The organism is Macrococcus sp. S115, assembly GCF_030067655.1.
In the GTDB taxonomy this organism is placed as follows: Bacteria; Bacillota; Bacilli; order Staphylococcales; family Staphylococcaceae; genus Macrococcoides; species Macrococcoides psychrotolerans.
In genome coordinates this window covers 39,906-65,382 of sequence record NZ_JASJES010000001.1, presented here as the reverse complement: position 1 = coordinate 65,382, position 25,477 = coordinate 39,906, and the positions used below count along the sequence as shown (strand labels likewise).

The 25,477-nt window shown below is 35.6% G+C and carries 26 protein-coding genes; 20 read left to right on the top strand and 6 right to left on the bottom strand.

Going from position 1 to position 25,477, the window contains the following annotated elements:
• The first annotated feature begins 34 nt into the window (after window positions 1-34).
• The 8 genes from mutS (at window position 35) to miaA (ending at window position 11,141) form a co-directional block, all read left to right on the top strand.
• A complete protein-coding gene (gene mutS, locus QNJ52_RS00415; protein WP_219494705.1) occupies window positions 35-2,575 on the top strand; it encodes a DNA mismatch repair protein MutS in 2,541 nt (846 codons plus the stop codon).
• Between the two features lie 9 nt (window positions 2,576-2,584).
• Entirely contained in the window at window positions 2,585-4,486 is a 1,902-nt protein-coding gene (mutL, locus tag QNJ52_RS00410) for a DNA mismatch repair endonuclease MutL (RefSeq protein ID WP_219494706.1), read from the top strand.
• The gene (locus QNJ52_RS00405) at window positions 4,486-5,028 is read left to right on the top strand and encodes a glycerol-3-phosphate responsive antiterminator (protein WP_219494707.1); all 543 of its coding nucleotides are present in this window, start codon (window positions 4,486-4,488) and stop codon (window positions 5,026-5,028) included. Before mutL ends, QNJ52_RS00405 begins: the two co-directional genes overlap by 1 nt.
• Before the next feature lie 133 nt (window positions 5,029-5,161).
• Complete coding sequence (locus QNJ52_RS00400) at window positions 5,162-5,980, top strand: MIP/aquaporin family protein (protein ID WP_099483127.1); 819 nt, start codon at window positions 5,162-5,164, stop codon at window positions 5,978-5,980.
• Between the two features lie 17 nt (window positions 5,981-5,997).
• Complete coding sequence (gene glpK, locus QNJ52_RS00395) at window positions 5,998-7,491, top strand: glycerol kinase GlpK (protein ID WP_219494708.1); 1,494 nt, start codon at window positions 5,998-6,000, stop codon at window positions 7,489-7,491.
• Window positions 7,492-7,511: 20 nt separating this feature from the next.
• Entirely contained in the window at window positions 7,512-9,185 is a 1,674-nt protein-coding gene (locus QNJ52_RS00390) for a glycerol-3-phosphate dehydrogenase/oxidase (protein ID WP_219494709.1), read from the top strand.
• A gap of 128 nt (window positions 9,186-9,313) precedes the next feature.
• Window positions 9,314-10,210 (top strand): alpha/beta fold hydrolase, encoded by an 897-nt coding sequence (locus QNJ52_RS00385; RefSeq protein ID WP_219494710.1) that lies wholly within the window; start codon window positions 9,314-9,316, stop codon window positions 10,208-10,210.
• Complete coding sequence (gene miaA, locus QNJ52_RS00380; protein ID WP_219494711.1) at window positions 10,203-11,141, top strand: tRNA (adenosine(37)-N6)-dimethylallyltransferase MiaA; 939 nt, start codon at window positions 10,203-10,205, stop codon at window positions 11,139-11,141. Before QNJ52_RS00385 ends, miaA begins: the two co-directional genes overlap by 8 nt.
• Window positions 11,142-11,370: 229 nt before the next feature.
• On the opposite strand, the gene QNJ52_RS00375 is transcribed toward miaA, so the two are convergent.
• The gene (locus tag QNJ52_RS00375) at window positions 11,371-11,844 is read right to left on the bottom strand and encodes a glutathione peroxidase (protein WP_219494712.1); all 474 of its coding nucleotides are present in this window, start codon (window positions 11,842-11,844) and stop codon (window positions 11,371-11,373) included.
• 58 nt (window positions 11,845-11,902) lie between these two features.
• On the opposite strand from QNJ52_RS00375, the gene hflX reads away from it, so the two are divergent.
• The 4 genes from hflX (at window position 11,903) to glnA (ending at window position 16,238) form a co-directional block, all read left to right on the top strand.
• The gene (gene hflX, locus QNJ52_RS00370; RefSeq protein ID WP_219494713.1) at window positions 11,903-13,180 is read left to right on the top strand and encodes a GTPase HflX; all 1,278 of its coding nucleotides are present in this window, start codon (window positions 11,903-11,905) and stop codon (window positions 13,178-13,180) included.
• 4 nt (window positions 13,181-13,184) lie between these two features.
• Entirely contained in the window at window positions 13,185-14,444 is a 1,260-nt protein-coding gene (locus QNJ52_RS00365; RefSeq protein ID WP_219494714.1) for a methionine gamma-lyase family protein, read from the top strand.
• Between the two features lie 86 nt (window positions 14,445-14,530).
• Window positions 14,531-14,884: a MerR family transcriptional regulator gene (locus tag QNJ52_RS00360; protein ID WP_219494715.1), complete on the top strand. Its 354-nt coding sequence runs from the start codon at window positions 14,531-14,533 to the stop codon at window positions 14,882-14,884.
• Between the two features lie 16 nt (window positions 14,885-14,900).
• Window positions 14,901-16,238: a type I glutamate--ammonia ligase gene (gene glnA / locus QNJ52_RS00355; protein WP_219494716.1), complete on the top strand. Its 1,338-nt coding sequence runs from the start codon at window positions 14,901-14,903 to the stop codon at window positions 16,236-16,238.
• A gap of 108 nt (window positions 16,239-16,346) precedes the next feature.
• Here the strand turns inward: glnA and QNJ52_RS00350 are convergent, their stop codons facing one another.
• The 5 genes from QNJ52_RS00350 to QNJ52_RS00330 all read right to left on the bottom strand — a co-directional run bounded on the left by QNJ52_RS00350 (window position 16,347) and on the right by QNJ52_RS00330 (window position 20,662).
• The gene (locus QNJ52_RS00350) at window positions 16,347-17,501 is read right to left on the bottom strand and encodes a tyrosine-type recombinase/integrase (RefSeq protein WP_283721617.1); all 1,155 of its coding nucleotides are present in this window, start codon (window positions 17,499-17,501) and stop codon (window positions 16,347-16,349) included.
• 4 nt (window positions 17,502-17,505) lie between these two features.
• Entirely contained in the window at window positions 17,506-17,967 is a 462-nt protein-coding gene (locus tag QNJ52_RS00345) for an ImmA/IrrE family metallo-endopeptidase (protein WP_101175925.1), read from the bottom strand.
• 119 nt (window positions 17,968-18,086) lie between these two features.
• On the bottom strand, window positions 18,087-19,643 hold the full coding sequence (locus QNJ52_RS00340) for a thermonuclease family protein (protein ID WP_283721616.1): 1,557 nt from the start codon (window positions 19,641-19,643) through the stop codon (window positions 18,087-18,089).
• Between the two features lie 20 nt (window positions 19,644-19,663).
• The gene (locus QNJ52_RS00335) at window positions 19,664-20,293 is read right to left on the bottom strand and encodes a hypothetical protein (protein WP_283721615.1); all 630 of its coding nucleotides are present in this window, start codon (window positions 20,291-20,293) and stop codon (window positions 19,664-19,666) included.
• Between the two features lie 27 nt (window positions 20,294-20,320).
• Window positions 20,321-20,662 (bottom strand): helix-turn-helix domain-containing protein, encoded by a 342-nt coding sequence (locus QNJ52_RS00330; protein ID WP_101144078.1) that lies wholly within the window; start codon window positions 20,660-20,662, stop codon window positions 20,321-20,323.
• A gap of 153 nt (window positions 20,663-20,815) precedes the next feature.
• On the opposite strand from QNJ52_RS00330, the gene QNJ52_RS00325 reads away from it, so the two are divergent.
• From QNJ52_RS00325 to QNJ52_RS00290, 8 genes are all read left to right on the top strand, one after another.
• A complete protein-coding gene (locus tag QNJ52_RS00325; RefSeq protein WP_086042725.1) occupies window positions 20,816-21,067 on the top strand; it encodes a helix-turn-helix transcriptional regulator in 252 nt (83 codons plus the stop codon).
• 115 nt (window positions 21,068-21,182) lie between these two features.
• Window positions 21,183-21,686 carry a hypothetical protein gene (locus QNJ52_RS00320; protein ID WP_283721614.1) on the top strand — a complete coding sequence of 168 codons (504 nt, stop codon included), beginning with the start codon at window positions 21,183-21,185 and terminating at the stop codon, window positions 21,684-21,686.
• Between the two features lie 10 nt (window positions 21,687-21,696).
• Complete coding sequence (locus tag QNJ52_RS00315; protein WP_283721613.1) at window positions 21,697-22,050, top strand: hypothetical protein; 354 nt, start codon at window positions 21,697-21,699, stop codon at window positions 22,048-22,050.
• The gene (locus QNJ52_RS00310) at window positions 22,051-22,296 is read left to right on the top strand and encodes a hypothetical protein (protein ID WP_283721612.1); all 246 of its coding nucleotides are present in this window, start codon (window positions 22,051-22,053) and stop codon (window positions 22,294-22,296) included. It abuts the gene before it with no gap.
• Window position 22,297: 1 nt separating this feature from the next.
• Window positions 22,298-22,489: a hypothetical protein gene (locus QNJ52_RS00305; RefSeq protein WP_219520815.1), complete on the top strand. Its 192-nt coding sequence runs from the start codon at window positions 22,298-22,300 to the stop codon at window positions 22,487-22,489.
• Window positions 22,490-22,559: 70 nt separating this feature from the next.
• Entirely contained in the window at window positions 22,560-23,321 is a 762-nt protein-coding gene (locus QNJ52_RS00300; RefSeq protein ID WP_101144073.1) for a phage antirepressor KilAC domain-containing protein, read from the top strand.
• Entirely contained in the window at window positions 23,318-23,500 is a 183-nt protein-coding gene (locus tag QNJ52_RS00295; RefSeq protein WP_101144072.1) for a hypothetical protein, read from the top strand. Before QNJ52_RS00300 ends, QNJ52_RS00295 begins: the two co-directional genes overlap by 4 nt.
• The gene (locus QNJ52_RS00290) at window positions 23,500-25,476 is read left to right on the top strand and encodes an AAA family ATPase (RefSeq protein ID WP_283721611.1); all 1,977 of its coding nucleotides are present in this window, start codon (window positions 23,500-23,502) and stop codon (window positions 25,474-25,476) included. Before QNJ52_RS00295 ends, QNJ52_RS00290 begins: the two co-directional genes overlap by 1 nt.
• The last annotated feature ends 1 nt before the right edge of the window (window position 25,477 follow it).

The window sequence follows — 25,477 nt, the reverse complement described above, 5'->3', positions numbered from 1 at the left end:
CCTAAATGGAAATTATGAATAAAGGATTGAGAATATGTCTAAACCTACACCGATGATGACACAATATTTACAGATGAAAGCGCAATATAAAGATTGTATCTTGTTCTTCAGGCTGGGTGATTTCTATGAAATGTTCTATGAAGATGCCGAATTAACAGCGAAAGAACTAGAGATTACATTGACGCGCCGTGATAAAAAAAACAATATTCCAATGTGTGGGGTACCGCATCATTCAGCAAAAGTTTATATCGAACGTTTAATTGAAAAAGGTTATAAAGTTGCCATTGCTGAACAGATGGAAGATCCAAAACAAGTTAAAGGAATGGTAAAACGAGAAGTTGTTAAAATCATAACGCCTGGAACGGTTATGGATGATATGATCAGTGAAAACGAAAGCAACTACATTGCAAGTATTCATTATGAAGAGGTGTTTACACTTGCTTATAGTGATGTATCTACAGGTGAGCTAAAAGTGACCCGATTAAATGAGGATGAAATGTTAAATGAGTTATCATCCGTAAATCCGAAAGAAATCATTACAAATATCGATTTGAACGAAGTACTAATCAATAAAATAAAAATGATTACGGATGTCATTTCAAGATTTGAAGTAAATGATACATTTAAACAGGCTGACAGTGTTGATCAATCGCTGCAACCAGCAGTTAACTTATTATTATCTTATATCCAGTATACACAAATGCGTGCGCTTGCCCATATCGACGAAGCTGTATACTATGAACCAGTGCATTATATGCGTCTTGATATGTATGCGAAACGTAATCTAGAACTTACTGAAAGTATACGTCATAAAAATAAGAAGGGCACCTTACTGTCTATATTTAATCAATGTAAAACACCGATGGGGAATCGCCTTGTTAAAGAATGGATCGAACGACCATTACTGAACCATCAGGAGATTGAAGAGAGACATAACGGTGTCGAATTATTTAATGAGCATTTCATTTTAAGACATCAACTGAGAGAGGCGCTAACGCATGTATATGATATTGAGCGTTTAGCAGGACGTGTACAGTTTGGTAATGTCTCGGCTAAAGATCTTGTGCAGTTAAAATACTCATTAGAACAATTGCCTATGATACAATCACTTCTAAAAGAACACGATGAAGTGATTCGTACATTAGATAATATCGATGCATTACAACCATTATACGATATGTTAGAAGCAAGTTTATTGGACGAAGCACCGACTTCTATTAAAGAAGGTAGTATCTTCAAAGATGGATTTAATGATGATGTTGACGAACTCAGATATGCCTCTAAAAATGGTAAGCAGTGGCTAAATGAACTTCAGGCAAAAGAACGTGAACGCACAGGTGTGAAGTCACTAAAGATTGGTTATAACAAAGTTTTTGGTTATTATATTGAAATATCTAAAGCGAATCTTGTTAATTTAGATGTTGATGCGTTCGGATACACGAGAAAGCAGACGTTAAGTAATGCAGAACGCTTTATAACAGAGGAACTTAAAGAAAAAGAATCTTTAATTCTCGGTGCAGAAGAGAAGCTGATGAATCTTGAATATGAACTGTTTATTCAACTACGTGATTTTGTGAAAACATTTATATTAAATTTAAAGCAGCAGGCAAAAAATATCGCAGTGCTTGATTGTCTTCAAAATTTCAGTGAAATTGCTACAAAACATCAATATACCAAACCGATTATATCTAGCACTAAGGTATTGAACTTAAAAAATGCAAGACATCCAGTTGTTGAAACAGTGATGGAACGTGATCAGTATGTTGCAAATGACTGCAAATTAGATGACCATACGTTTATTTATTTAATTACAGGCCCTAACATGAGCGGAAAAAGTACATATATGCGACAAGTCGCATTAATTAGTATCATGGCGCAGATGGGAGCATTTGTACCAGCTTCTTATGCTGAAGTTCCGATTTTTGATCAGATTTTTACGAGAATTGGCGCAGCAGATGATCTTGTATCAGGACAAAGTACCTTTATGGTAGAAATGTTAGAAGCAAAAAATGCATTACAGAATGCGACAGAAAATAGTCTGATTATATTTGATGAAATTGGAAGAGGCACAAGTACATATGATGGTCTGTCATTAGCGCAATCGATGATTGAATACGTTCACAATAAGATTGGTGCAAAAACATTGTTTTCAACCCATTATCATGAACTTGTCGACCTTGAACAAACACTTGATGGTCTGAACAATATCCATGTTGCAGCAAAAGAATATAATGGCGAACTAATATTTCTGCACAAAGTGATGCCGGGTGCTGTCGCACATAGTTATGGTATTCATGTTGCTAAACTTGCACAGTTACCAGCTGAGATCATTGCACGTTCCAGTGAATTATTAGATGAATTTGAACACAATGAAAAGGTTAGAAAAGGAGATTCAAATAAGATAATTCAACCATCATTTAATTTGTTTGAAATAGAAAACGAGGATATTAATAATAATAATTCGAATCATGAGCATGAATTAATTATTCAGCAAATTAAAGATATATCGATTGACGAATTAACGCCGATTGATGCGTTATTGAAATTACAGGAAATCAAATCCCGAATAAAGTAGGTGGATCACTTGGGAATCATTAAAGCTTTAGATAGTACGATAAGCAATAAAATCGCAGCAGGTGAAGTGATAGAACGCCCGCAATCTGTCGTTAAAGAACTCGTTGAAAACGCCATTGATGCAAAGAGTACAAGTATCACGATTGAAGTTGAAGAAGCGGGTTTATCAAAAATCAAAGTAACGGATAACGGATCTGGAATTTTAGAAGAAGATCTTGAATTAATGTTCAGAAGACATGCAACAAGCAAAATAGAAAATGAGCACGATCTATTTCATATTCGTTCACTAGGATTTAGAGGAGAAGCATTAGCATCTATTGCTTCTGTTAGCAAAGTGCGCGTCACTACATGTCATGACGGGACGATAGGCCGTCAAATTGATGTAATTGACGGAGAAATAGTAGATAGAACTTTGGCACAGGCACGTCAAGGAACAGAAACAACTGTCGAAGGTCTTTTCTATAATACGCCTGCTCGATTAAAATATGTAAAAAGTCTTCATACAGAGCTCGGGAAAATTACAGATATCATCAATCGATTTGTTATCAGCTTCCCCCATATTAAATTTACTTTAGTAGCAGATGGCAGAGTACTTATAGCCTCAAATGGCAATGGTAAGATGCAGGAAGCGATGGCTGTGGTCTACGGGATGAAAATCGCACAGGACCTAGTTGAGGTCAACGGCCGAACAGGTGATTATGAAGTGCATGGTTTTATTGCCAAGCCGGAACATACAAGAAGCAACAGGCATTATATGTCTCTTTTTATCAACGGGCGTTATATCAAGAACTTTATGCTCACAAAAGCAATATTATCAGGCTATCATACGTTATTACCTGTTGGAAGGTATCCTATTCTTGCAATTAATATCGTTATGGATCCTGCATTAGTAGATGTGAATGTTCACCCGACAAAGCAAGAAGTAAGATTATCTAAAGAATCTCAGTTGATGGAGCTTATCGAGCGATTGATAAAGGAAAAGATCTGGAAACAGAATTTAATTCCAAAAGTAGAAAAGAAAAAGGTGATTGAAACATTTCAGCAGCAAAAGTTTGAATATGATCTATTAAGAGAACATCATGATAAGATAAAACAATCCGACCATAGTGAACATACACCAGTGAATCAAATCGATGAAAACTTTAAAGAACAGCATAAAGCAGCACGACTGGATAAACAAAGAATTCAGGACGGTGAAGGCACTAAAGAAACATCAGGATTTATTAGTGATTCAGAAGCAGAATTAAATACAACTGCAGAAGTCTTACCAGAAACAAATGAATCATCTGACGTAATTGAAAATACAAGTACTAATACATCCCATGCTAAAAGAAAGATCCCTTACATGGAAATTGTCGGTCAAGTTCATGGGACTTACATCATTGCTCAAAATGAGGATGGTATGTTTATGATTGATCAGCATGCAGCACAAGAAAGAATTAAATATGAGTACTTCAAAAAACAAATTGGTAATGTAGGATTGGAAATGCAGTCGTTACTCATTCCGATTACAGTAACTTTAAGTAAAGATGAAGCAATAAACTTAAATAAAATCAATATGCTGCTTAAAGGTATTGGGATTCATCTTGAACATTTTGGAGGCAATGATTATATAGTAAATGATATCCCTGTATGGTTCCCGGACAACTATGAAGAAACGGTACAGGAATTGATAGATTATGCTCTGCAACATCGACAGATAGATTTGAATAAATTCCGTGAAGAGACTGCGATTATGATGAGCTGTAAAAAATCGATAAAAGCGAATCATTATTTAAGGATTACAGATATGAACTATTTACTAGAAGAACTTGCACATACTGTAGAACCATACACATGTCCGCATGGCAGACCTATCATCATTCAATTTACAACTTATGAACTTGAGAAACTATTTAAGAGGGTGATGTAATGATTTTACCGGCAATCCGTTCTATGAAAGATCTTGAGAAGTTTGTGACGACTCAGTATTCCACCTGTGTCATATTAGATATGCATATTGGCCATATCAGTAACTATATTCAATTTCTAAATCAGCACCAGAAGTCAGCATTTATACATATCGACTTAATTAAAGGGATGTCATCTGATGAATATGCGACAGAGTATGTTATACAGAAGTATAAAGTTGATGGTATCGTATCCACAAAACCAAAGATTATAAAGAGGGCGAACCAGCTCGGTGTTAAAACGATTCTCAGAACGTTTATCATAGACTCAAGTGCACTGAAAAAAAGTTATGAGCTTATACAAAGTGCTGATCCTGATTTTGTCGAAGTACTGCCTGGCCTGCTTTATAAGGCAATTGAAAATATTCACAAAGTAACCGGCAAAAAAATTATTGCAGGGGGCCTTATTGAATATCCAGAGGAAGTGGAGATGGCATTATCAGCAGGTGCTACGTATGTGACGACAAGTAATAAGGACCTTTGGAAACATTGTGAAATAAAATAATTGACAACGTTTACATTATTAGATATGATTGTGTTAAGTTAATATTTGGGACGAGTAGAAGAGACCTCTAATTTGAAGTATTAGGGGTCTCTTTGTCTTTTTTTAACTTAACTAAACAATGAGGAGTGGGTCTATGAATGCTTTTGTGGGAGAATTAATCGGGACTGCAATCTTAATCTTATTTGGTTGTGGTGTAAATGCGAACGTTAATTTAAAGGGGACGTACGCAAAAGGCAGTGACTGGATTGTTATCGCAGTAGGTTGGGGTCTTGCTGTGGTTATGGGTGTGTATGCAGTCGGATCAATTACTGGTGCGCATTTAAATCCAGCAGTTACAATAGGAATGGCAGTTGATGGCAGCCTTCCGTGGAATCAAGTCCTTCCGTATTTTGCGGGGCAGATGATTGGAGGGGTACTGGGAGCAGCATTAGTATGGTTCCAGTTTATGCCGCATTTTAAAGAAGAAGATGATGCAGGTACTAAACTTGGCGTATTTGCTACAGGACCAGCTTATCCTAACTATGTTTCTAATTTTGTATCAGAAATCATAGGGACATCAATCTTAGTTATGGCACTGTTATTCATTGGCGGAAATAAATTTTCTGAAGGTTTGAACCCTCTTGTAGTAGGGTTATTGATTATAGCCATCGGAGTAAGTTTAGGTGGAACAACTGGGTATGCAATCAATCCGGCACGTGACTGGGGTCCGCGTATCGCTCATACGATTCTGCCGATACCAGGTAAAGGGTCTTCCAACTGGAAATATGCAGTGGTTCCAATGGTAGGTCCGATGGTAGGTGGTGTCTTCGGCGCTACATTATTCCATGTTTTATTCAAAGAAGATCAATATATGTTATTTGGTCTATCAATCGTATTAATTGTCGCTACATTAGTGCTTGGTGTATTCTTGAATAAAGCAGTATTAAAAAATGAAAAAACAGACTTAATATAAAACAAAGGGTGATGATTATGGAAAAATACATTTTATCAATTGATCAAGGGACAACAAGTACACGTGTAATTGTTTTTAATAAAGATGGAGAGATTAAAGGGGTATCTCAAAGAGAATTTACGCAGCATTTCCCAAAAGCAGGTTGGGTTGAACATGATGCCAATGAAATCTGGTCAACTGTATTATCATGTTTTGCATCCGTCCTTACAGAATCGAATATAAGACCTGAACAGATTGAGGGTATTGGTATCACAAATCAACGTGAAACAGCAGTCGTATGGGATAAAAATACAGAGCGTCCAATTTATAATGCAATCGTATGGCAGTCTCGTCAGACGCAGGAAATCTGTAATGAACTTAAAGATAAAGGACTGGAAGATGAATTTAGAGAAAAGACAGGCCTTCTACTCGATCCTTATTTTTCTGGTACGAAAGTCAAATGGATTCTTGATAATGTAGAAGGTGCTAGAGAAAAAGCTGAGAATGGTGATCTATTATTCGGTACGATTGATTCGTGGCTTGTATGGAAACTTTCTGGATGTAAAGTACATGTAACTGACTACTCAAATGCAAGTCGTACATTGATGTATAACATTCATGAATTGAAATGGGATGAAGAGCTCCTTGAATATTTAACTGTACCTGCTTCAATGCTACCTGAAGTACGCCCATCAAGTGAAGTATACGGTAAAACAGCAAATCATCATTTCTTTGGTCATCAGATTCCGATTGCAGGTATTGCTGGAGACCAGCAGGCAGCGCTATTTGGACAAGCATGCTTTGAGTCAGGAGAAGCTAAGAACACATACGGTACAGGTTGCTTTATGTTAATGAACACAGGCGAAAAAGCAGTTAAGAGTGAAAATGGCTTATTAACGACTTTAGCTTATGGTATTGATGGCAAAGTCAACTATGCGCTTGAAGGATCCATCTTTGTTGCGGGAAGTGCAATTCAATGGTTACGTGATGGTATGCGTATGATTCAAAGTGCTCCGCAAAGTGAAGAGTATGCTACAAATGTTACAGATGCTGATGGTGTGTATGTCGTGCCTGCATTTGTCGGACTAGGTACACCTTACTGGGATTCTGAAGCACGCGGTGCAGTTTTCGGTCTAACGCGTGGTACACAAAAAGAACATTTTATTCGTGCAACACTTGAGTCACTTGCATATCAGACCCGTGATGTTCTTGATGCGATGGAAAAAGATTCGAAGATTGAAGTTAAAACATTAAGAGTTGATGGTGGTGCTGTCAAGAATGATTTCTTGATGCAGTTCCAGTCTGATATTTTAGATGTACCAGTAGAGCGACCGGAAATTAACGAGACAACTGCCTTAGGTGCAGCATACCTGGCTGGACTTGCAGTGGGTTACTGGAAATCAAAAGATGAAATTCGTGATCGCTGGAACCTTGAAAAGCAGTTTGATCCTAAAATGGATGAAACAAAGAGAGATGATTTATATAAAGGCTGGCAGACAGCGGTTAAAGCTACACAAGTATTTAAAAAATAAGATTTAATGGAGGAATAATAATGCAACTTTCAAGTCTGAATAGAAATCAAACATTGAACAAAATGAAGGAAGAATATTATGATATCGTAGTGGTTGGTGGTGGTATCACTGGTGCAGGTATCGCATTTGATGCAGCGCAGCGCGGTATGAAAGTCGCACTCGTTGAAATGCAGGACTTTGCAAGCGGAACTTCTTCACGTTCAACAAAGCTTGTTCATGGTGGATTACGTTACTTAAAACAGCTGCAAATTGGCGTTGTAAGTGAGACTGGGAAAGAAAGAGCGATTGTTTATGAAAATGGACCTCATGTAACGACACCAGAATGGATGCTCTTACCGATGCATAAAGGGGGTACGTTTGGACCAGCAACAACGTCTCTTGCATTAAAAGTTTATGACTTCTTAGCAGGTGTAAAGAAATCGGAAAGAAGAACAATGCTATCTGCAAAAGAAACATTAGCGAAAGAGCCTCTCGTAAAAGAAAATGGCCTTAAGGGTGGGGGCTATTATGTTGAATATAAAACAGATGATGCGCGTATGACGATTGAAGTGATGAAACGTGCGGCAGAATTTGGTGCTGATATTTTAAACTACACAAAAGCAACCGGTTTTACTTATAACAAGAAAAACAAAGTGAGTGGTATTGAAGCAATTGATACAATCTCAAATACGAAGTTTAAAATTCAAGGGCGCAAAGTTGTCAATGCATCTGGACCATGGGTTGATGAAGTGCGTGGAAAAGATTATTCGAAAAATAATAAACAACTCCGTCTGACAAAAGGAATCCACCTTGTCTTTGACGAAAGTGTTTTTCCGCTCAAACAGGCAGTTTACTTTGATACTGAAAGTGACAAACGTATGATTTTTGCCATTCCTCGTGATGGTAAAACGTATGTCGGTACTACAGATACATTCTATAATAATGATAAGACAAGTCCTAAAGTAACACAGGAAGATCGTGATTATATCATTGATGCAATCAACTATATGTTCCCGACTGTAAAAGTTAAAGACGAAGATATTGAATCAACTTGGGCTGGTATTCGTCCTCTAATCTTAGAAAAAGGGAAAGACCCATCTGAAATTTCGCGTAAGGATGAAATTTGGGAAGGTAAATCAGGTCTTCTGACGATTGCTGGTGGTAAATTAACAGGGTATCGCCATATGGCACAGGAGATCGTTGACTTAGTTGCAAAACGTTTAAAAGAAGAATATAAGCTTAGCTTTAAAGAAAGCAACACGAAACATGCAACAATTTCTGGTGGAGATGTAGGAGGCAGTACTAATTTTGAGCACTTTATTGAAAAGTCATTGAAACCTGAACTCTATAGTTATCTGCCGGAAGATGAACAAAGATTTCTGATTAAAAAATATGGTTCAAATGTAGAGAAATTATTTAACATTGCACATACGAAACATACTGCTGAAGTCAATGGCCTGCCTTTAGCTTATTACGCACAACTTGTATATTCAATCCAGGAAGAAATGGTGATTAAACCTACTGATTTCTTGACACGTAGAACAGGTGATCTATATTTCGATATTAAAAAAGTTGAACAATATAAGGAAGCGGTTATTGATACGATGGCTAATTTGCTTAACTATGATAATGCGCAACGCACAGAATATACACGTGAGCTTGAACAAAAGATTAATGAAGCAAAATCACCATCTGTTCAAGTTTCGGTAGAATAAATTACGGAGAATAGCAATTGTGATTCAAACCATCCAAATAATATTTGGATGGTTTTCCTATATTTTCAGATGATGATAAGGCTATGACGAAAATAAATTGTTTCGCTATAATAAAGATGAGGTGAAGAATGATGGAAATTACAAATAAGTTTATTACATTGAAGGATAACACACGTATTGCATTTAAACTTTATAGACAAGAGGAAAGCAAGGGTGTCATTCAGATGCTTCATGGTATGGCCGAACACAAAGAACGTTATGATGCAGTGTGCAGATATTTCTGTGATATGGGGTATGATGTGCTGATACATGATCACAGAGGGCATGGCAAGGATATTGGAAGTTCAGAACAAGGACATTTCCCATCGATTGATACTTTGGTAGAGGATGCATATGAAATATTTGAAACATTTGATTTTAAAGGAGAATTTATTTTGTTCGGACATTCTATGGGAAGTATCGTCGCTAGAAAATATGTTATCCGTTACCCTGGTTTATTCGATAGACTCATATTGTCAGGTACTAGTTTCTATAGTAAGAAATATGAGGCAGCTGCGCTATTGCTTAAACCACTATTAAAGATACATCCACCCTATAAAAAGCTAGATTTCGTCAATAAATTGACTCTGAACGATTTTAATCGTAAGTTCAGACCTTTACGAACAGAGAGTGACTGGATCAGTTTGAATGAGGATAATGTCGATGCTTTTGTCTCAGATCCTGATGCAGGATTTAATATGTCGATAGGTGCTTTAAATTCAATTAATGAATCATTAAAGTTTACTAGCAGTAAAAAGAATGTTAAACGCATGAACAAATCGTTAAAGATTCTGCTTATTGCTGGTCAGGACGATCCGTTTTCTAATTTCGGGAAAGGGGTGGAAAAGACAGGTCGATTATATAAAAAATGTGGAATTAAACATGTCTTTATCCAGCTCTATGAAAATTCAAGACATGAGGTATTATTTGAAAAGAATCAAAATGAAGTATTACAAAATATTAGAAAGTGGTTGAAGAATGAATAAAATTCCGTTAATCGTTATTGTGGGACCTACAGCTGTAGGTAAAACAGCATTAAGTATTGAAGTAGCGAAAGCTGTTAATGGTGAAATTATTAGTGGGGATGCGATTCAAGTCTACCGAGGTATGGATATCGGTAGTGCAAAGATTACACAGGAAGAGATGGAAGGCATACCGCATCATCTGATTGATATTTTAAACCCAGATGAGGCATATTCAGCAGCACAGTTTAAAGTCCATGCTGAAAAGCTGATTGAAGACATATATAGCAGGGGAAAAACACCGATGATCGTCGGCGGAACGGGATTATATATACAAAGCGTACTATATGAATATGAATTTGTAGAAGAGGATCAAGCGCTGAAGAAAGAACTGATGGATCACTATGAAAGTCTGGATAAGGAGACGCTTTATCGTCTGTTAACTGAGAAGGATATGAAGGCTGCGTCTCAAATTCATATTAATAATAGACAGCGAGTGTTACGTGCTCTGACATATTATGAAATGCACCATAAATCTATCACTGACCAGAAGAAGCTTCATACATTAAGTTCTAAATACGATACATATATTATAGGGCTTAATATGCCGCGTCCTACACTATATGACAGAATCAACCGCCGTGTATTGCTTATGGTCGAACAAGGACTTGTTCAGGAAGTGAAGACATTGATAAGTAAGGGCTATAGACAGAGCCAAAGCATGACTGCAATAGGATATAAAGAGATGATTCCTTATATAGATGGAGAAGTTTCGTTGAATCAGGCGATAGAACATTTGCAGCAAAACTCCAGGAATTTTGCAAAACGTCAATTGACATGGTTCAATAATCAGATGACGATTGAATGGTTTGATACTTCTGAATTGACGATAGAATCAATCGTCGAACAAATTACTACAAACATACAGAGGGATGATAATGATGAATTCAGCTAAACTGCAGGACACATTTTTAGATAATTCCAAAGAAATCAGCAAGAATTAACAGTATTTTTAACAAAAGGCTTTCATATAGAAGGTGTGGTACTCAACTATGATAAATGTCATCCAGCTTAAAGCAGGAGATAAACACAATCTCATTTACAAGCATACCATCTGTACTTTTGCAGTGTAAATATGTTGTAAGTAATAAAGAACAATTCCTCTGAAAGGAATTGTTCTATTTTTATAGATATTTTTCTATATGCTTTTTCAACTGCTCGGGTGTAGTTGTAGGTGCAAAACGCGCAACAACATTACCTTGTCTATCAACTAAAAATTTTGTGAAATTCCATTTGATCTTACTGCCCATGATCCCTTTTGTCTCTTCTTTTATATATTTAAACAGCGGGTGTGCGTTATCTCCATTCACATCTATTTTTTCATGAATCGGGAAAGTAACGCCATAGTTCAAACGACAATTCTGTTCAGCTTCAGCCCCACTTCCGGGTTCCTGGCCTCCAAATTGATTACAAGGGAATCCCAATATAGTAAACCCTTGTCCTTTGTATTCCTGGTAGAGTTTTTCAAGTCCATCAAACTGTTTTGTAAATCCACATTCGCTCGCAGTATTAACGATCAGAACAACTTGATCTTTGTATTCTGCAAGTGAATATGATTCGTGATTTGCTTTAGTAACCGTATATTCGTATATAGACATATAAACGCATCCTTTCTAAATATGTTAAAATGAAGTATCAAATAATTGAGGTGAAACTTTGAAAGATACACAAAAAGCGACTGAACGTGCTCTTATTATAGCAGTTCATCTAAAAAAGGACGATGATTTTAACTTCGGTGAATCGTTAGAGGAAATTAAATCATTATGCCATACAGCTGGCATTGAAGTTACCGAAGTTGTTATTCAGAATAAAGATAGAGCTGATAATAGTTATTATATAGGTAAAGGAAAGTTAGAAGAAATATTAGAGTTAAAGGAACGAGAAGATATAGCATTCGATATGGTTGTTGTTAATAATGAACTCACAACAAGTCAATCGAAACATTTAAATGAAGTGCTTGACTGTAAAATAATAGACCGTACTCAGCTTATACTGGATATCTTTGCACAACGTGCAAAAAGTCGAGAAGGTAAATTACAAGTGGAGCTTGCCCAGCTCGAATATTTATTGCCAAGATTATCTGGACACGGACTAAGTTTATCAAGACTTGGTGGTGGTATCGGGACACGTGGACCTGGTGAAACGAAACTAGAGATGAATAGGCGACATATCAGAAGCAGAATTCATGATATCAAGCTACAACTCGAAACGATTAAACAACATCGGCAGCGTTATAGAGAAAACCGAAAAAAGAGAAATATATTCCAGGTTGCGCTTGTTGGTTATACGAATGCAGGCAAATCGACATGGTTCAATGCACTTTCAGACAGTGACACATATATGGAAGATCTACTGTTTGCGACGCTTGATCCGAAGAGTAAGATGATGAAGCTGCATGAAGGTTATCCAGTACTATTAAGTGATACTGTTGGTTTTATCCAGCAGTTGCCGACTCATTTAATCGAAGCATTCAGTTCGACATTAGAAGAGGCGAAGTATGCAGATATTCTTATTCACGTCGTTGACAGAAGTCATCCAAACTATATGAATCATATCGATACGGTCGTTGCTCTGTTAAAGGAGCTAGATATGGATACAATTCCGGTACTTACGCTTTTGAATAAAAAAGATAAGCTCGAATCCTTCGTCACAGCTGCAGGGAAAGATGAATTGCTTGTATCAGTGTTTGATCAACAAGATAAGACACATATACAAAGCAAACTCATTGATATGATGCAGCGTAATATGTCAAAATACACAATTGAAGTTGAGAAGGATGCCGGACAGATAATCGCTTTCCTGAAGGAACATACACTAGTTTCAGCAATAAATTTTAATGAAGACAAAGATAAATATGAAATATGTGGCTATGAACATCGTCGTGAAGGTATATTAAATAAGCTATTAAGTAATGAACAGATAAAGAGGTTATAATACTATGAAAATTACGAAGTATGAACAGCTCCAGCAATTAATCGATGACAATGAAATTAAAATCACGCCGATATTTAAAAGGATAGAATCTATCGCCCTTTATAATCAAAAAAAAGTAATAGATGCATTTAATGATATAAAAATTACAGACGCTGATCTCGGCGGTACGAATGGCTATGGCTATGATGATAGTGGGCGAGATAACTTAGAAGCGGTGTATGCACATGTTTTTAAGACAGAGGATGCCATCGTTCGTCCACAAGTCATCAGCGGGACACATGCAATAACGCTTGCATTAAGCGCTAACTTACAATTCGGGGACGAATTACTCTACATAACGGGTCAACCCTATGACACGCTTTTGGAAGTTATCGGTATTACAGGTAACGGTATCGGTTCATTGATTGAAAATGGTGTTGCCTATAAGGATATCGATTTGGTCAACAATGAAATCGATATCGAAAATGTCTTAGAAGCTATAACATCAAAAACGAAGATGATAGGTATTCAGCGCTCTAAAGGGTACAGCTCACGTAAATCATTGACAATTAAACAGATAGGTGAGGCAATATCAGCGATAAAAGATAAACATCCTGATGTTATTGTATTTGTCGATAATTGTTATGGTGAATTCACAGAAATTCAGGAACCGTCAGAAGTGGGTGCAGATTTAATTGCGGGCTCGCTCATTAAGAATCCAGGAGGTGGACTGTGTAAAATTGGTGGTTATATTGCAGGACGTGAAGATTTGATTGAGCGTGTTGGATATCGTCTCACAGCACCAGGTATCGGCAAAGAAGCAGGTGCCTCACTTTACAGTCTGCATGAAATGTATCAAGGATTTTTCCTGAGCCCGCATGTTGTGAGTCAGGCACTAAAAGGCGCAGTATTTACTAGTGCGATGCTTGGGTCTTTGAATCTGAATACAACGCCACTTTGGAATGATGAGCGAACAGACCTCATTCAATCAGTCATCTTCAATGATAAAGAAAAGATGATTGCATTTACACAGGCTATTCAGATGGCATCTCCTATAAATTCACAGTATTTACCGATGCCGGCATATATGCCTGGCTATACGGATGATGTTATTATGGCAGCAGGCACATTTATACAAGGCGCATCACTTGAACTTACAGCAGACGGTCCGATACGTTCACCGTACGAGGTTTATGTTCAAGGCGGATTAACTTATGAACACGTTAAACTCGCAATAATAAAAGCGATTGAAATACTGATTGAAAAAGAAATTATAACGTTATAACAAATCCATGTAAGGTTTCCTTACATGGATTTGTTTTTTATAAAAAAATATGATAAATTACAACTATGTTCGAAAGGGTGTTGAAGATGCGTGATGCAATAAGAAGAAATATGCCGGTGTTTCCAATGAGTGTCGTTATGAAACTAACAGAGCTTTCTGCAAGGCAAATTAGATACTATGAATCACAGTCGTTGATTACACCTGAACGAACAAGTGGGAACCAAAGACTATTTTCAATGAACGATCTGGATTTATTACTTGATATTAAACTGCTTTTAGAAAAAGGGTTTAATATGAAGCGTATTAAATCGATTATCAATGAGGAGAAGTCACAACAACCCACATTTGAGATTAAAGAATCTCTTGATTACGAAGTTTCAAAGCTCGACCGTAGTAAAGTCCCTATTAACCGTGGGGATTTGTCAAGATTTTTTAAATAAACAACTGGAGGATATTATGGCGAAATTTACAAGAGAAGACATCATCAAGTTAGCAGAGGAATCAAACGTACGTTATTTAAGACTACAATTTTCTGATATTCTAGGTACAATTAAAAACGTAGAGGTGCCTATCAGCCAGTTAGAGAAAGTACTAGATAATGAAATGATGTTCGATGGTTCATCAATTGAAGGGTTTGTTCGTATCGAAGAATCAGATATGAAATTATATCCAGACTTAGATACTTGGGTTATTTTCCCATGGACTTCTGATAAAGGGAAAGTTGCGCGTTTGATCTGTGACGTATATAAGCCAGATGGTACACCATTCTCAGGAGATCCACGTAGTAACTTAAAACGTGTCTTAAAAGAAATGGAAGCGTTAGGATTCACTGAATTCAACTTAGGACCAGAACCAGAATTCTTCTTATTCAAATTAGATGAAAAAGGGGAACCAACACTTGAATTAAATGATAATGGTGGATACTTCGATTTAGCGCCTACAGATTTAGGTGAGAACTGTCGTCGAGACATCGTTTTAGAACTTGAAGACATGGGCTTTGATATAGAAGCGAGTCACCACGAAGTAGCGCCGGGTCAGCACGAAATCGACTTTAAATATGCAGATGCAGTTACTGCATGTGATAACATTCAAACATTCAAATTAGTTGTTAAGACAATTGCGCGTAAACATAATCTTCATGCAACATTTATGCCTAAACCATTATATGGTGTAAGTGGTTCAGGTATGCACTTTAACGTTTCGTTATTCAAAGGGCCGAAAGAAAATGCGTTCTATGATCCGAACGGAGAAATGGAATTATCTGAAGATGCGCGTCACTTTATCGCAGGAGTTCTTAAACATGCAAGAGGATTTACTGCAGTGTGTAACCCATTAGTAAACTCTTACAAACGTTTAGTACCTGGTTATGAAGCACCAGTTTATATCGCATGGAGTGGCCAAAACCGTTCGCCATTAATTCGTATTCCTTCATCACGTGGACTATCTACACGTGTAGAAGTACGTTCGGTTGATCCATCTGCTAACCCATATATGGCATTAGCAACGATTCTTCAAGCAGGGTTAGATGGCATCAAGAATAAATTAGCTTGTCCAGCACCAGTTGATCAGAATATTTATGAAATGAATCGTGAAGAACGTGAAGCAGTTGGTGTAGAAGACTTACCATCAACACTTTACACAGCGATTAAAGCGATGAAAGAAGACGATATTTTAAAAGAAGCACTGGGTGACCACATCTATCGTGCATTCATCCACTCAAAAACTATTGAATGGGACATGTACCGTATGCAAGTGTCTGAGTGGGAACGTGACCAATATATGAAACAGTATTAATAGAGAAAACCCTTTAACTGCAATGGTTAAGGGGTTTTTATTTTATAGAAGCTTTGAGACTTATTGAGAAAATAATGACCAAATGTCTCATAAATGTCTCAGGAATTTTTAGAATATGTTTTTTAGTGTATTTTCGTATAAAATTCTTGATTCTTCCTGTAGGTGTGGAGTGACATGGGCATAAATCTTTTCGGTCATTTCCATCGATTGATGTCCTAATCTTTCCTGGATAACTTTCATCGGGACATTAGCTTCTAATAAAAGTGTTGCATGAGTATGTCTCAGTTTATGAACGGATATTTGTTGACCAAGAATTTTTTTGCTGCAATAGATCATCGTATTATGTATTGATGACCTTGATATAGGTTTGCCGAATTCATTAACGAATAAGAAGTTATATTCATTTGAATACTCGCTGCCAATAATTATCTTGTTTGTTTCATGTAGTTTCGTTAAGTTTAACATTTCATCGTATAATTCACGAGTAATATAAACTTTACGATGGTGTTTAGTTTTAGTGTTTCCTAATACGTCACGTTTCTGATCATATGATGAATCAACAGTTATATATAAGTTATTTTTATCGAAATCAGATAACTTCAATGCACAGGCTTCGCCGACACGTAAGCCGGTCTCGATAATTAGCCTGAATAAATAATAATGATAAATATTACGTCTTTTGACATCGGTAAGGAATGGTTTTATCAAGTCTTTTGGAATGTACTCAGCTTTCTTTACTTTGTCAGTGATTCTGAATTCAATGTATTCAGCGGGATTAACTGATATTAATCCATCAAACTTAGCACGCTCCATCGCTCTAAACATTAATGAGTTTGTTTTTTTGATGGTTGAGATACTATAGTTATACTCAAAAAGTTTGTTTATTACTTTCTGTTGCATAGTAGGGGTTACTTTATCAATTCGAATATTTTCATCGTGCAGCTTAACTTCTTCTATCAATTTCTTATTTTCATAGATTCGAATACTGAACAATCGCTTAGCACTCCATTTGTCGATATCTATTGATGCCTGGGATACTTTTCCGACCCTATAAGTTTCTATGTATTCGTCTATGAAAGATTTAAGAGTAGGGATGTCAGTTTTACACTTATTAAGTTCAACATCACGTTCTAAGTCTCGTGCTAACTTCTTAGCATCTCTTTCCTTCTTTACATTTTTCGAGATAGTCCTACGTTTACCATTCTCATCATAATAGTATACTCGCACACGATAGCCGGTACTAATTTTTTGAATAGAAGCCATATCATCATATCCTTTCTAAACCAATTAATTTATGTGTCTTAGATCTGTTGATTAATAACTCTACACGTTTTGTTGCATGTTCCTGTGATACTTTAAAATAATCCATGATTGATTCAACTGTAAATAAGTTATATTCAACTATTAATCGTTCAGGCATCATAAAGAGTAGGGCGAATTTATCCGCTTCCGTTTCCTGCATATAGTTATACGATGGATGCATTTGTTTCGAAACTCCTACGTGCATAAAATAATGGCCAAGTTCATGAGCAAATCTGAACCACATATCTTGCGGTGTTCCGAATTTAATGAATATAACATCACATCCGTCCAACTTCATATAGCAGCTCATTTCGTGATTATATGCAATATGAAGATTATAAATATGAGCGAGAGCTTCAATACTTAAATCCTCAACTCTCTCGATAATATACGCTGTAATATCATTCACAAGTTCTTCAATTCTCATGTTATCTCCCCCAAGTATAGAATGTATGTTTGATTTTTGGTTAAAAATAGGAACGTATGTTCTATTTATCGTTTTAAAAATAGCCGACCAATAGGGTACTAGTGGTCAGCTAGCGTTAATTAATTTATTTCACAGGCATATCCATCTCCATCTCTATCCATTTTAGTGGTATAAGCTGGATGATTTGAATCTACACCCTCAGGGTATACTTTTCTTAATTCAGTACAATTTGCAAAGCTTTCTCCTGCATTAGAAGGTTGTTGTTGTACAAAATTCGATGTTTGGTTGTTTCCAGCAGGTTTAGTGTTCTGCTGATTGTTATTAGTTGAGTTTTGACTAGAGTTGTTATCGCTTTCAAAAGCACTATCTAAAGACCAGATACCAAGTTTTTCTGCTTTAGCCTGAGCTTCAGCATTTTTAAGAGTATCTAAATATCTTGTATTAGGAGGATAGACATAGTTAACACTTGCTAATCCTTCTCTAACAAGTATTTCATTGATCATTTGTCCGTCTGCATATACGTAAGCTAAATCTCTGTTATACTTATCGGTTTTTTCTCCAACATCGTATTCTACTTCAATTTTAGATGCATTAGACAATAATTCTTCAGTTCTAGCAGAAGCTTCTGGACCAAAAGGTTGAACGCCAGTTCTTGGATGTTTGGTTTCAGGAGTGTCGATTAGTAAGTATCTAACTTTTTTGTCTTGTCCATCTATGTTTAATACACTCGTGTCACCATCTATATGTCTAGTGAATTCTGCTGGGAAACGTGCAACAGTTCCTATTTTATTTTTATCTATCGAAGCTTTTTCCGGTTTCTCAGTAGTCGGTTTCTCAGTAGTCGGTTTCTCAGTAGTCGGCTTTTCGGTAGTTGGTTTTTCAGTTGTCACTTCTTCTGTGGTTACATCTTCTTTTTCACTAGTTTTTTTAACAGCAGGGGTAGCGACAAGTGTTTGTTTAGCATTATCTTTATCATTACTATCACTTTTTGAGTTAGTGGATTCATCTGCTTCGCTAACCGACATCGCTAAGAAAAATAATGCTAAGGACATAAAGAACGGAAAGGCTATATTCTTGTTTTTGCTTTTGTTTTTTAAATTTTTCGCTCCTCTAAAACTATAATATAAAATACCTGCAAAACTAACTATTCCTAGCAAGGGAATCAATATTCCACTTACTGCACTTGGCAATACTGTTAAAGTAAAAAATAGTAGTGTTAATATAATTAGCGATGATAAGATCATCTTCCATGGTGTCCCACTTCTGAATCCTACTATCTTTTTATACCATGGTCTTTCTAACTCATTAAATTTAATATTTAATTGTTTAAGATAATCCTCAAATATTTCATTGTTTTGATTTACCCTTATAACGTCTCCATTATCAAATCTATAAACTTTACTCATTAGAAATTTATCTAAATCTGCTGAGACTACATTAGTTAAATCAAATGTCTTTAGAATTTTGTGATTTGTAATTTTTTCTTCCTTGCCTTTAACATCATCTGATGTTGATGCTTTTTTTACTGTTTCTATCTCTATAAGATTAAATGTGGGGGAACCTTTTTTTATTGCTGCATAATTAGTAGAAGTAAAATTGTTTAAATCTGCTTCAATTAGATAATCAAATACTTCTCCGTTATCAACTAGATATTTCTCTATAACAACTTTTTCCAACTATATCCCATCCCTTAAATTTATTTTAAATCTTTGATAGTTATATCTTCTCCCCATGTATCTATATCGTCATTGTTGTGTGGCTGTTCAATAATTACATCAATTGAACTAGGTTTTTCATCTTGGTACTCTAAAGGTACTATCCCGAAACCTTTAGATTTAACATTTGGATTGTAATCTTTTATTAACTTATTACCTTGAGTAAATACTCCACCTTCAGGACGTAGTTGTTCACCAGTATTAGTAGTAAATTCAATACCTCCAAGAAACTCGATATGTTTTTCTGTATTGTTTCGCATTTCTCCAAAGTAACCTAAACCTAATGTATTGTCTTCTGTATTTTGAACTAATGCGAAGGCTAGATTATTAACAAAACCATTATTGTCGATATTATTAAAACCATCTTTATCTGAAGAGTTATTTTTGAATACTTTGACTATTTTATAAGATGCGCCGCTTTCAGTATCGTTTAGCACCACATCTTTCATTGTAATAAACTCAATAGGATCCGTCACAACAGTTGGTCCAGCTTGTCCTATTGCTTTTTCTTCTGTTTCGACATCATCGTTTCCCGCTTTATTACTATCTTTTGACCCGCAACCGGATAATATTAAACTACATGCCAACGAACCAATAATTAATTTTTTCAATTTATCCATCCCCCTTAAATTTAATTATTATTTCTTATTTCTCTTAGAACGCTCTACTAAGAAGGCTCCTTGTTCTAGCAGATTCTGAATAATTCTATCTTGTTCTTCTTTCGGTAGTTCATTTAACCCTTCGATATGGTTGAAAAACAAAGATTCAACTTTTACATTGTTTAACTTTTCTCTACCATGTAATGCATCTAAAGAAGTTTCGAATATATCTGCGATTTTCTTTTGAATATTAGCATCAGGAGTTCTTCTATCTTGCTCATAAGAAGCGTATGTTGTTTTTGCTACTCCTAGTTTTTCTGCCATTTGAGTTTGAGTATAACCATACTGCTTTCTTAATTTTTTTATATTTTGAGCAAACATTAATAACACCACCTATACTTCAATTATACGCAATATGCGTACATTGACTATAAAAAAACTTAAAGTAGTACAAAATGAGTATTTATTGTTGACAAAGTACGCACTTAGTAATAGTATATAAGTACGCAATACGTATTACTTGGAGGTGAGAAGATGAACACATTAAAATCATTGCGTAAAAAACACAATATCACTCAAGAACAGTTAGCAGATGCTGTAGGTCTAGCAACCACAACTATTTCAAGCTATGAAATAGGTCACAGAAACATTACTATTCCAGCTGCTATAGCCTTAGCTAAATACTTCAATGTTAATTGGACTATTTTTTTTGATGATAAAGTACGCGAAATGTACGATTTAAATGAAAAAGATAACCAGGCAAGCGACCAAACTCGCCTGGCATAAACCATCAATTACACGACCAAATGTAATTGTACGGTGTGACCAACACCGTAACTAAAGTATAGACCAAAAGTACGTAAACATTAAAGACCTAAAAATATTCAAGGAGAAAACAATTATGAAAACAAGTATACAGAGACATAGACAAAGAACTCGTAGAACTCAATCACAAGTTGCAGACATGTTACTTACTACTAAACCAAATATCTGCAATATCGAGAAGGGACGCCGCAATATCTCATCTGAAATCTTAATGACAAGTTACGAAAGAAGTGATGATCCAATTCTAATCAAAGAAATGTCATACGAATTTTCAAATGGTTATACGACACCTGCACCGTCAGAAGTAGTATTTGATGATCATCGTATATGTATAAAAGAGAGGATGCTTAATGAAATACGAGAAGTAATTGATGTTCTCAATCTCTACCGTATTGATAAACGCCCTGAATATTGCAGTCAAGAAGACCTTGAGAATGTAAGATGTATCGCTAGCGAAACGCAAGATGTGATTTTTGAAGCACAGGCACTAATCGACAAAATCATTATAGATTATCAATTGAATCCTCAAGAATTATCCAAAACAAGAAATCAGCGTTACAAAATGGAACGCAGAATCTGAGGTGAGAGAGATGAAATATTCAATTGATGATTTGTTAGTGCTTTGTACAGGTATTCATCATTTTCCTGCAATTGTAGTTGGAGTAAATGAAAAATACATCGTTCTTGAATTGGAACGTGGCAAGCTACTTTTACACAAAAAGAATTATAAAGACTTCCAAATATTTAATATCGGAAACTTAAAAACAATCGATAATTTAAACGTTCTTCGTGATGCACATGGTATCCGTTCTACATTTATTCAAAAAGAGTATTTCAAAAGACAGCCACAAAAAGAAATTGCATTTCAAAAATTTAAAGATGTTTTTACAGAGTGTTTTTTTGAAACTTTAGGAGAACACTTTAAATCAAAACGAGGTGATTAAATGTTTGCACCAGAAGTTATTAACAATTTAACAGATGCAATCGCAGAACAGCTTGAGGACAAACTGACAAAGAAATATCATCCAACAGTTTCTAGAGAAGAAGCTATGGATCTTATAGGTTGTAGCGCTGGAGTATTCAATGAAATAAGAAAACGAGATGACTTTCAGTTCGTTCGTATTGAAGGAATCTCGTCACGTTACAGCACAGCAAACTTGATCGAATGGATTAACGGAAGGAGGAAGTGACATGAAGTATTTAGCGAAGTTATCTTATGCATCACTTTATCTGTTTTGTACATTTTTCGCATGCTTAGTGGTGTTATTCCTAGCGCTAGGGTTTCAAATGCAACCAGCACCAAGATTAGGGTTAACGATGATTATTCAACTTTCTTCATTCTTTTTGCTTTCAACTTACAAAGATTTAAAGGAGGTGAGATAGATGAATAGTATTAAATATTTAATAATTCCAGGAACATTCATTAATAAAACAATCAGAAAGGATGAAGGAAATGAATACACTAATCAAAATCGAGAATAATTCAGAACTAGGTCCTGTAGTAAGCAGTAGAGCTGTAGCAGAGGAATTAGGTAGACAACATCAACATGTTAAAAGAGATTTGGACAAAATTTTAATGAGTCCAAATGTGGACGCATTAATTTTTAAGTCAGATTACAAAGATAGTCGTGGAAGAACTCAATCAGAATATTTATTAACTAAAGACGGTTTCATCTTATACATGTTCAACATCCAGGGTCACAATGACTTCAAAATGGCATATATCAATAGATTCAACGAAATGGAGAAAGCATTACAAAACAGATTACCTGGAACATACAAAGAAGCATTATTGCAGTTAGTTGAACAAGTGGAAGAAAACGAGAAATTACATCTAGAGAACACGATGCAGAAACAACAAATTGGAGAGTTAAAACCGAAAGCGAACTATGTAGACACAATTCTTAAAAGTAAGAGCTTAGTCACTATTGGTCAGATCGCAAAAGATTATGGTATGTCAGCACAAGAAATGAATAAGTTGCTGCAACGATTCAAAATTCAGTATAAACAGTCGGGACAATGGCTACTTTACTCAAATCATCACGCGAAAGGCTATACGCATTCAGAAACAACTGAGATTACGCATAAGGATGGAAGTGTTTCAGTGAGAATGCATACGAAATGGACACAGAAAGGTCGTTTATTCCTTTACGAATTCTTGAAACGCAGAGATATCATTCCTGTAATTGAATTTGAAAGCGAGGAAACTGCATGAAGTTACCTTACTGTAGGCAGGTAGAGTTCGTTAAAGTCGGAAGAGCATTTTTCACGCTTGATGAGTACTACAGATTGATAAAAGAATACGGACCGCATTGCGATGTTGAGTGGGAGTTAGAAAGCGACTGCGGAGTTGCTTATTTTACAGAAGTTATAGAAGTAAAGGGGAGTAAATAATGAATATTAAATTAATCAGGTTAGTCTTAGAAAATTTCAAAGGCACTAAATATTTTGAGTTGATTACTGATGGCAAAGATGTCTCGGTCTTTGGTGATAATGAGACTGGTAAAACAACTATCGCTGATGCATTCTTCTGGTTACTTTTTAATAAAAATTCAAAAGGTGACACAAAGTTTGCAATTAAAACACTCGATAGCAAAGGAAAAGAGATTCATAACTTGAATCATTCCGTTTACGGCGTGTTAGAGATAGATGGTAAAGAGCATCATATTAAGAAAGTCTACAGAGAGAAATGGACTCAAAAAAGAGGACAACCTACTGCAACTTTTTCAGGACATGAAACGCTATATGAATTAGGATCTAGCGAACAAACACTGACACCTAAGAAGTTAAAAGAGTTCAATGAATATATCAAAACAATTGTAGCTGATGAATACATTTTCAAGCTCGTTACAAATCCACTTGCATTTAACAGCTTAAAGCCTGCTGAACGTAAGGATATATTAATGAGCCTGGTTGCAGAAGTGACAGATGATGATGTCATTAATTCGAATAGTAACTTATCGAAACTAAAGGAATTAATGGGAGATAACTCATTAGATGAGTTCAAGTTGAGAATCAGTAGAGATAAAAAGGCTATAAATGAAAAGTTAACAGCTATACCGCATCGAATTGATGAGATTAATCATAATATGCCGGATATAGCAAAGTTAGATAAAAAGACCTTGCTAAAAGATAAGACTGATACAGAAAAGAAAATCGAAGCGGTCAGAAACGAAATATCAGAGATTAAATCAGGTAATGATGTTATCAAAATCAATGGAGAGATCACACAACTTGAAACTGATTTAAAGTACCTTGTTGACAATCACGATAAAGACTCTAAACGCGCTTTATCGGATAAAGAATATGAATTAAATAAACAAGAGAGAATATGTAATGATTTGAAGTCTGAATTATCTAATATAAAGAATGCTAAAGAACGTCTAGATGATGATAAGTCATTCCTAGAAAAGGACTATAGACAGTTAATTGAAAAGTATAAAGATGAATCAAACCACACTAAAGAATTTAAGCCTCAGACAATTTGTGAGTGTTGTGGTCAAGATATACCAGAACATATGCAACAAGAAGCTATCAAAAAGATGCAGGAACAATTTAACTTCAACAAATCTACTTTGCTTGAACAAATCAAAGAAGATATTCAAAGAACAAAAGTTAAAGCTGCTGAGATTAAAGAGCAAGAAAGTAAGTTGGAAGAACAAGAAAGTAAGACTACCGAGAGCCTGGAAGCAGAAACAAACAAACTTACTGAACTTAAAGCAGAAGTTAATAAAGCTAAAGCAGAATTGTCTGACGTACAGGTTTCAAAAGCATATAAGAATCTCTGGAACGAATTAGAGTCTAAAAGAACAGCAAGAAATACTTTAACAAATAGCAATATGGAAAGAGTGATAAATGTTGAAGATGAGAAGTTAAGACCACTTTTAGAACAGCTGAAAAGTATTGATACAAATCTTAATGACATTGACGTAAATCTTAGAGCTACTGAAAGAATCAAAGAGTTAGAAGCAACGCAAACGCAATTAGCTATGGAGTTTGAAGAGTTAGAACATGCAATATATCTGACAGAAGAATTCACTAAAGCTAAGGTAAATCTTATGGAGACAACTATCAACAACATGTTTGAAATAACTGAATTTAAGCTGTTCGACATTCAGATTAACGGAGGAGTAAATGATGTATGCGAAGCGACATATAAAGGGGTTCCATTTGACGCTGGTTTAAATACTGCTCATAGAATCAATGTAGGATTAGATATCATCAATACTTTATCTAAACATTATGATTTCTACGCACCTATCATGATCGATAATGCAGAATCGGTAACAGATATTTTAGCAACAGAATCTCAACAAGTAAAACTACATGTAAGTAAAAAAGACAAAACATTAAGAGTGGAGGAAAAGTAAT

Coding starts and splice junctions, on each gene's coding strand:
- QNJ52_RS00310 (WP_283721612.1), top strand. CDS start 22,051: ATGTTTGCACCAGAAGTTATTAACAATTTAACAGATGCAATCGCAGAA.
- QNJ52_RS00345 (WP_101175925.1), bottom strand. CDS start 17,967: ATGAGAATTGAAGAACTTGTGAATGATATTACAGCGTATATTATCGAG.
- glpK (WP_219494708.1), top strand. CDS start 5,998: ATGGAAAAATACATTTTATCAATTGATCAAGGGACAACAAGTACACGT.
- QNJ52_RS00305 (WP_219520815.1), top strand. CDS start 22,298: ATGAAGTATTTAGCGAAGTTATCTTATGCATCACTTTATCTGTTTTGT.
- mutS (WP_219494705.1), top strand. CDS start 35: ATGTCTAAACCTACACCGATGATGACACAATATTTACAGATGAAAGCG.
- QNJ52_RS00315 (WP_283721613.1), top strand. CDS start 21,697: ATGAAATATTCAATTGATGATTTGTTAGTGCTTTGTACAGGTATTCAT.
- QNJ52_RS00320 (WP_283721614.1), top strand. CDS start 21,183: ATGAAAACAAGTATACAGAGACATAGACAAAGAACTCGTAGAACTCAA.
- QNJ52_RS00400 (WP_099483127.1), top strand. CDS start 5,162: ATGAATGCTTTTGTGGGAGAATTAATCGGGACTGCAATCTTAATCTTA.
- QNJ52_RS00385 (WP_219494710.1), top strand. CDS start 9,314: ATGATGGAAATTACAAATAAGTTTATTACATTGAAGGATAACACACGT.
- QNJ52_RS00350 (WP_283721617.1), bottom strand. CDS start 17,501: ATGGCTTCTATTCAAAAAATTAGTACCGGCTATCGTGTGCGAGTATAC.
- miaA (WP_219494711.1), top strand. CDS start 10,203: ATGAATAAAATTCCGTTAATCGTTATTGTGGGACCTACAGCTGTAGGT.
- QNJ52_RS00405 (WP_219494707.1), top strand. CDS start 4,486: ATGATTTTACCGGCAATCCGTTCTATGAAAGATCTTGAGAAGTTTGTG.
- glnA (WP_219494716.1), top strand. CDS start 14,901: ATGGCGAAATTTACAAGAGAAGACATCATCAAGTTAGCAGAGGAATCA.
- QNJ52_RS00325 (WP_086042725.1), top strand. CDS start 20,816: ATGAACACATTAAAATCATTGCGTAAAAAACACAATATCACTCAAGAA.
- QNJ52_RS00330 (WP_101144078.1), bottom strand. CDS start 20,662: ATGTTTGCTCAAAATATAAAAAAATTAAGAAAGCAGTATGGTTATACT.
- QNJ52_RS00295 (WP_101144072.1), top strand. CDS start 23,318: ATGAAGTTACCTTACTGTAGGCAGGTAGAGTTCGTTAAAGTCGGAAGA.
- QNJ52_RS00290 (WP_283721611.1), top strand. CDS start 23,500: ATGAATATTAAATTAATCAGGTTAGTCTTAGAAAATTTCAAAGGCACT.
- QNJ52_RS00300 (WP_101144073.1), top strand. CDS start 22,560: ATGAATACACTAATCAAAATCGAGAATAATTCAGAACTAGGTCCTGTA.
- QNJ52_RS00360 (WP_219494715.1), top strand. CDS start 14,531: ATGCGTGATGCAATAAGAAGAAATATGCCGGTGTTTCCAATGAGTGTC.
- QNJ52_RS00375 (WP_219494712.1), bottom strand. CDS start 11,844: ATGTCTATATACGAATATACGGTTACTAAAGCAAATCACGAATCATAT.
- QNJ52_RS00365 (WP_219494714.1), top strand. CDS start 13,185: ATGAAAATTACGAAGTATGAACAGCTCCAGCAATTAATCGATGACAAT.
- QNJ52_RS00390 (WP_219494709.1), top strand. CDS start 7,512: ATGCAACTTTCAAGTCTGAATAGAAATCAAACATTGAACAAAATGAAG.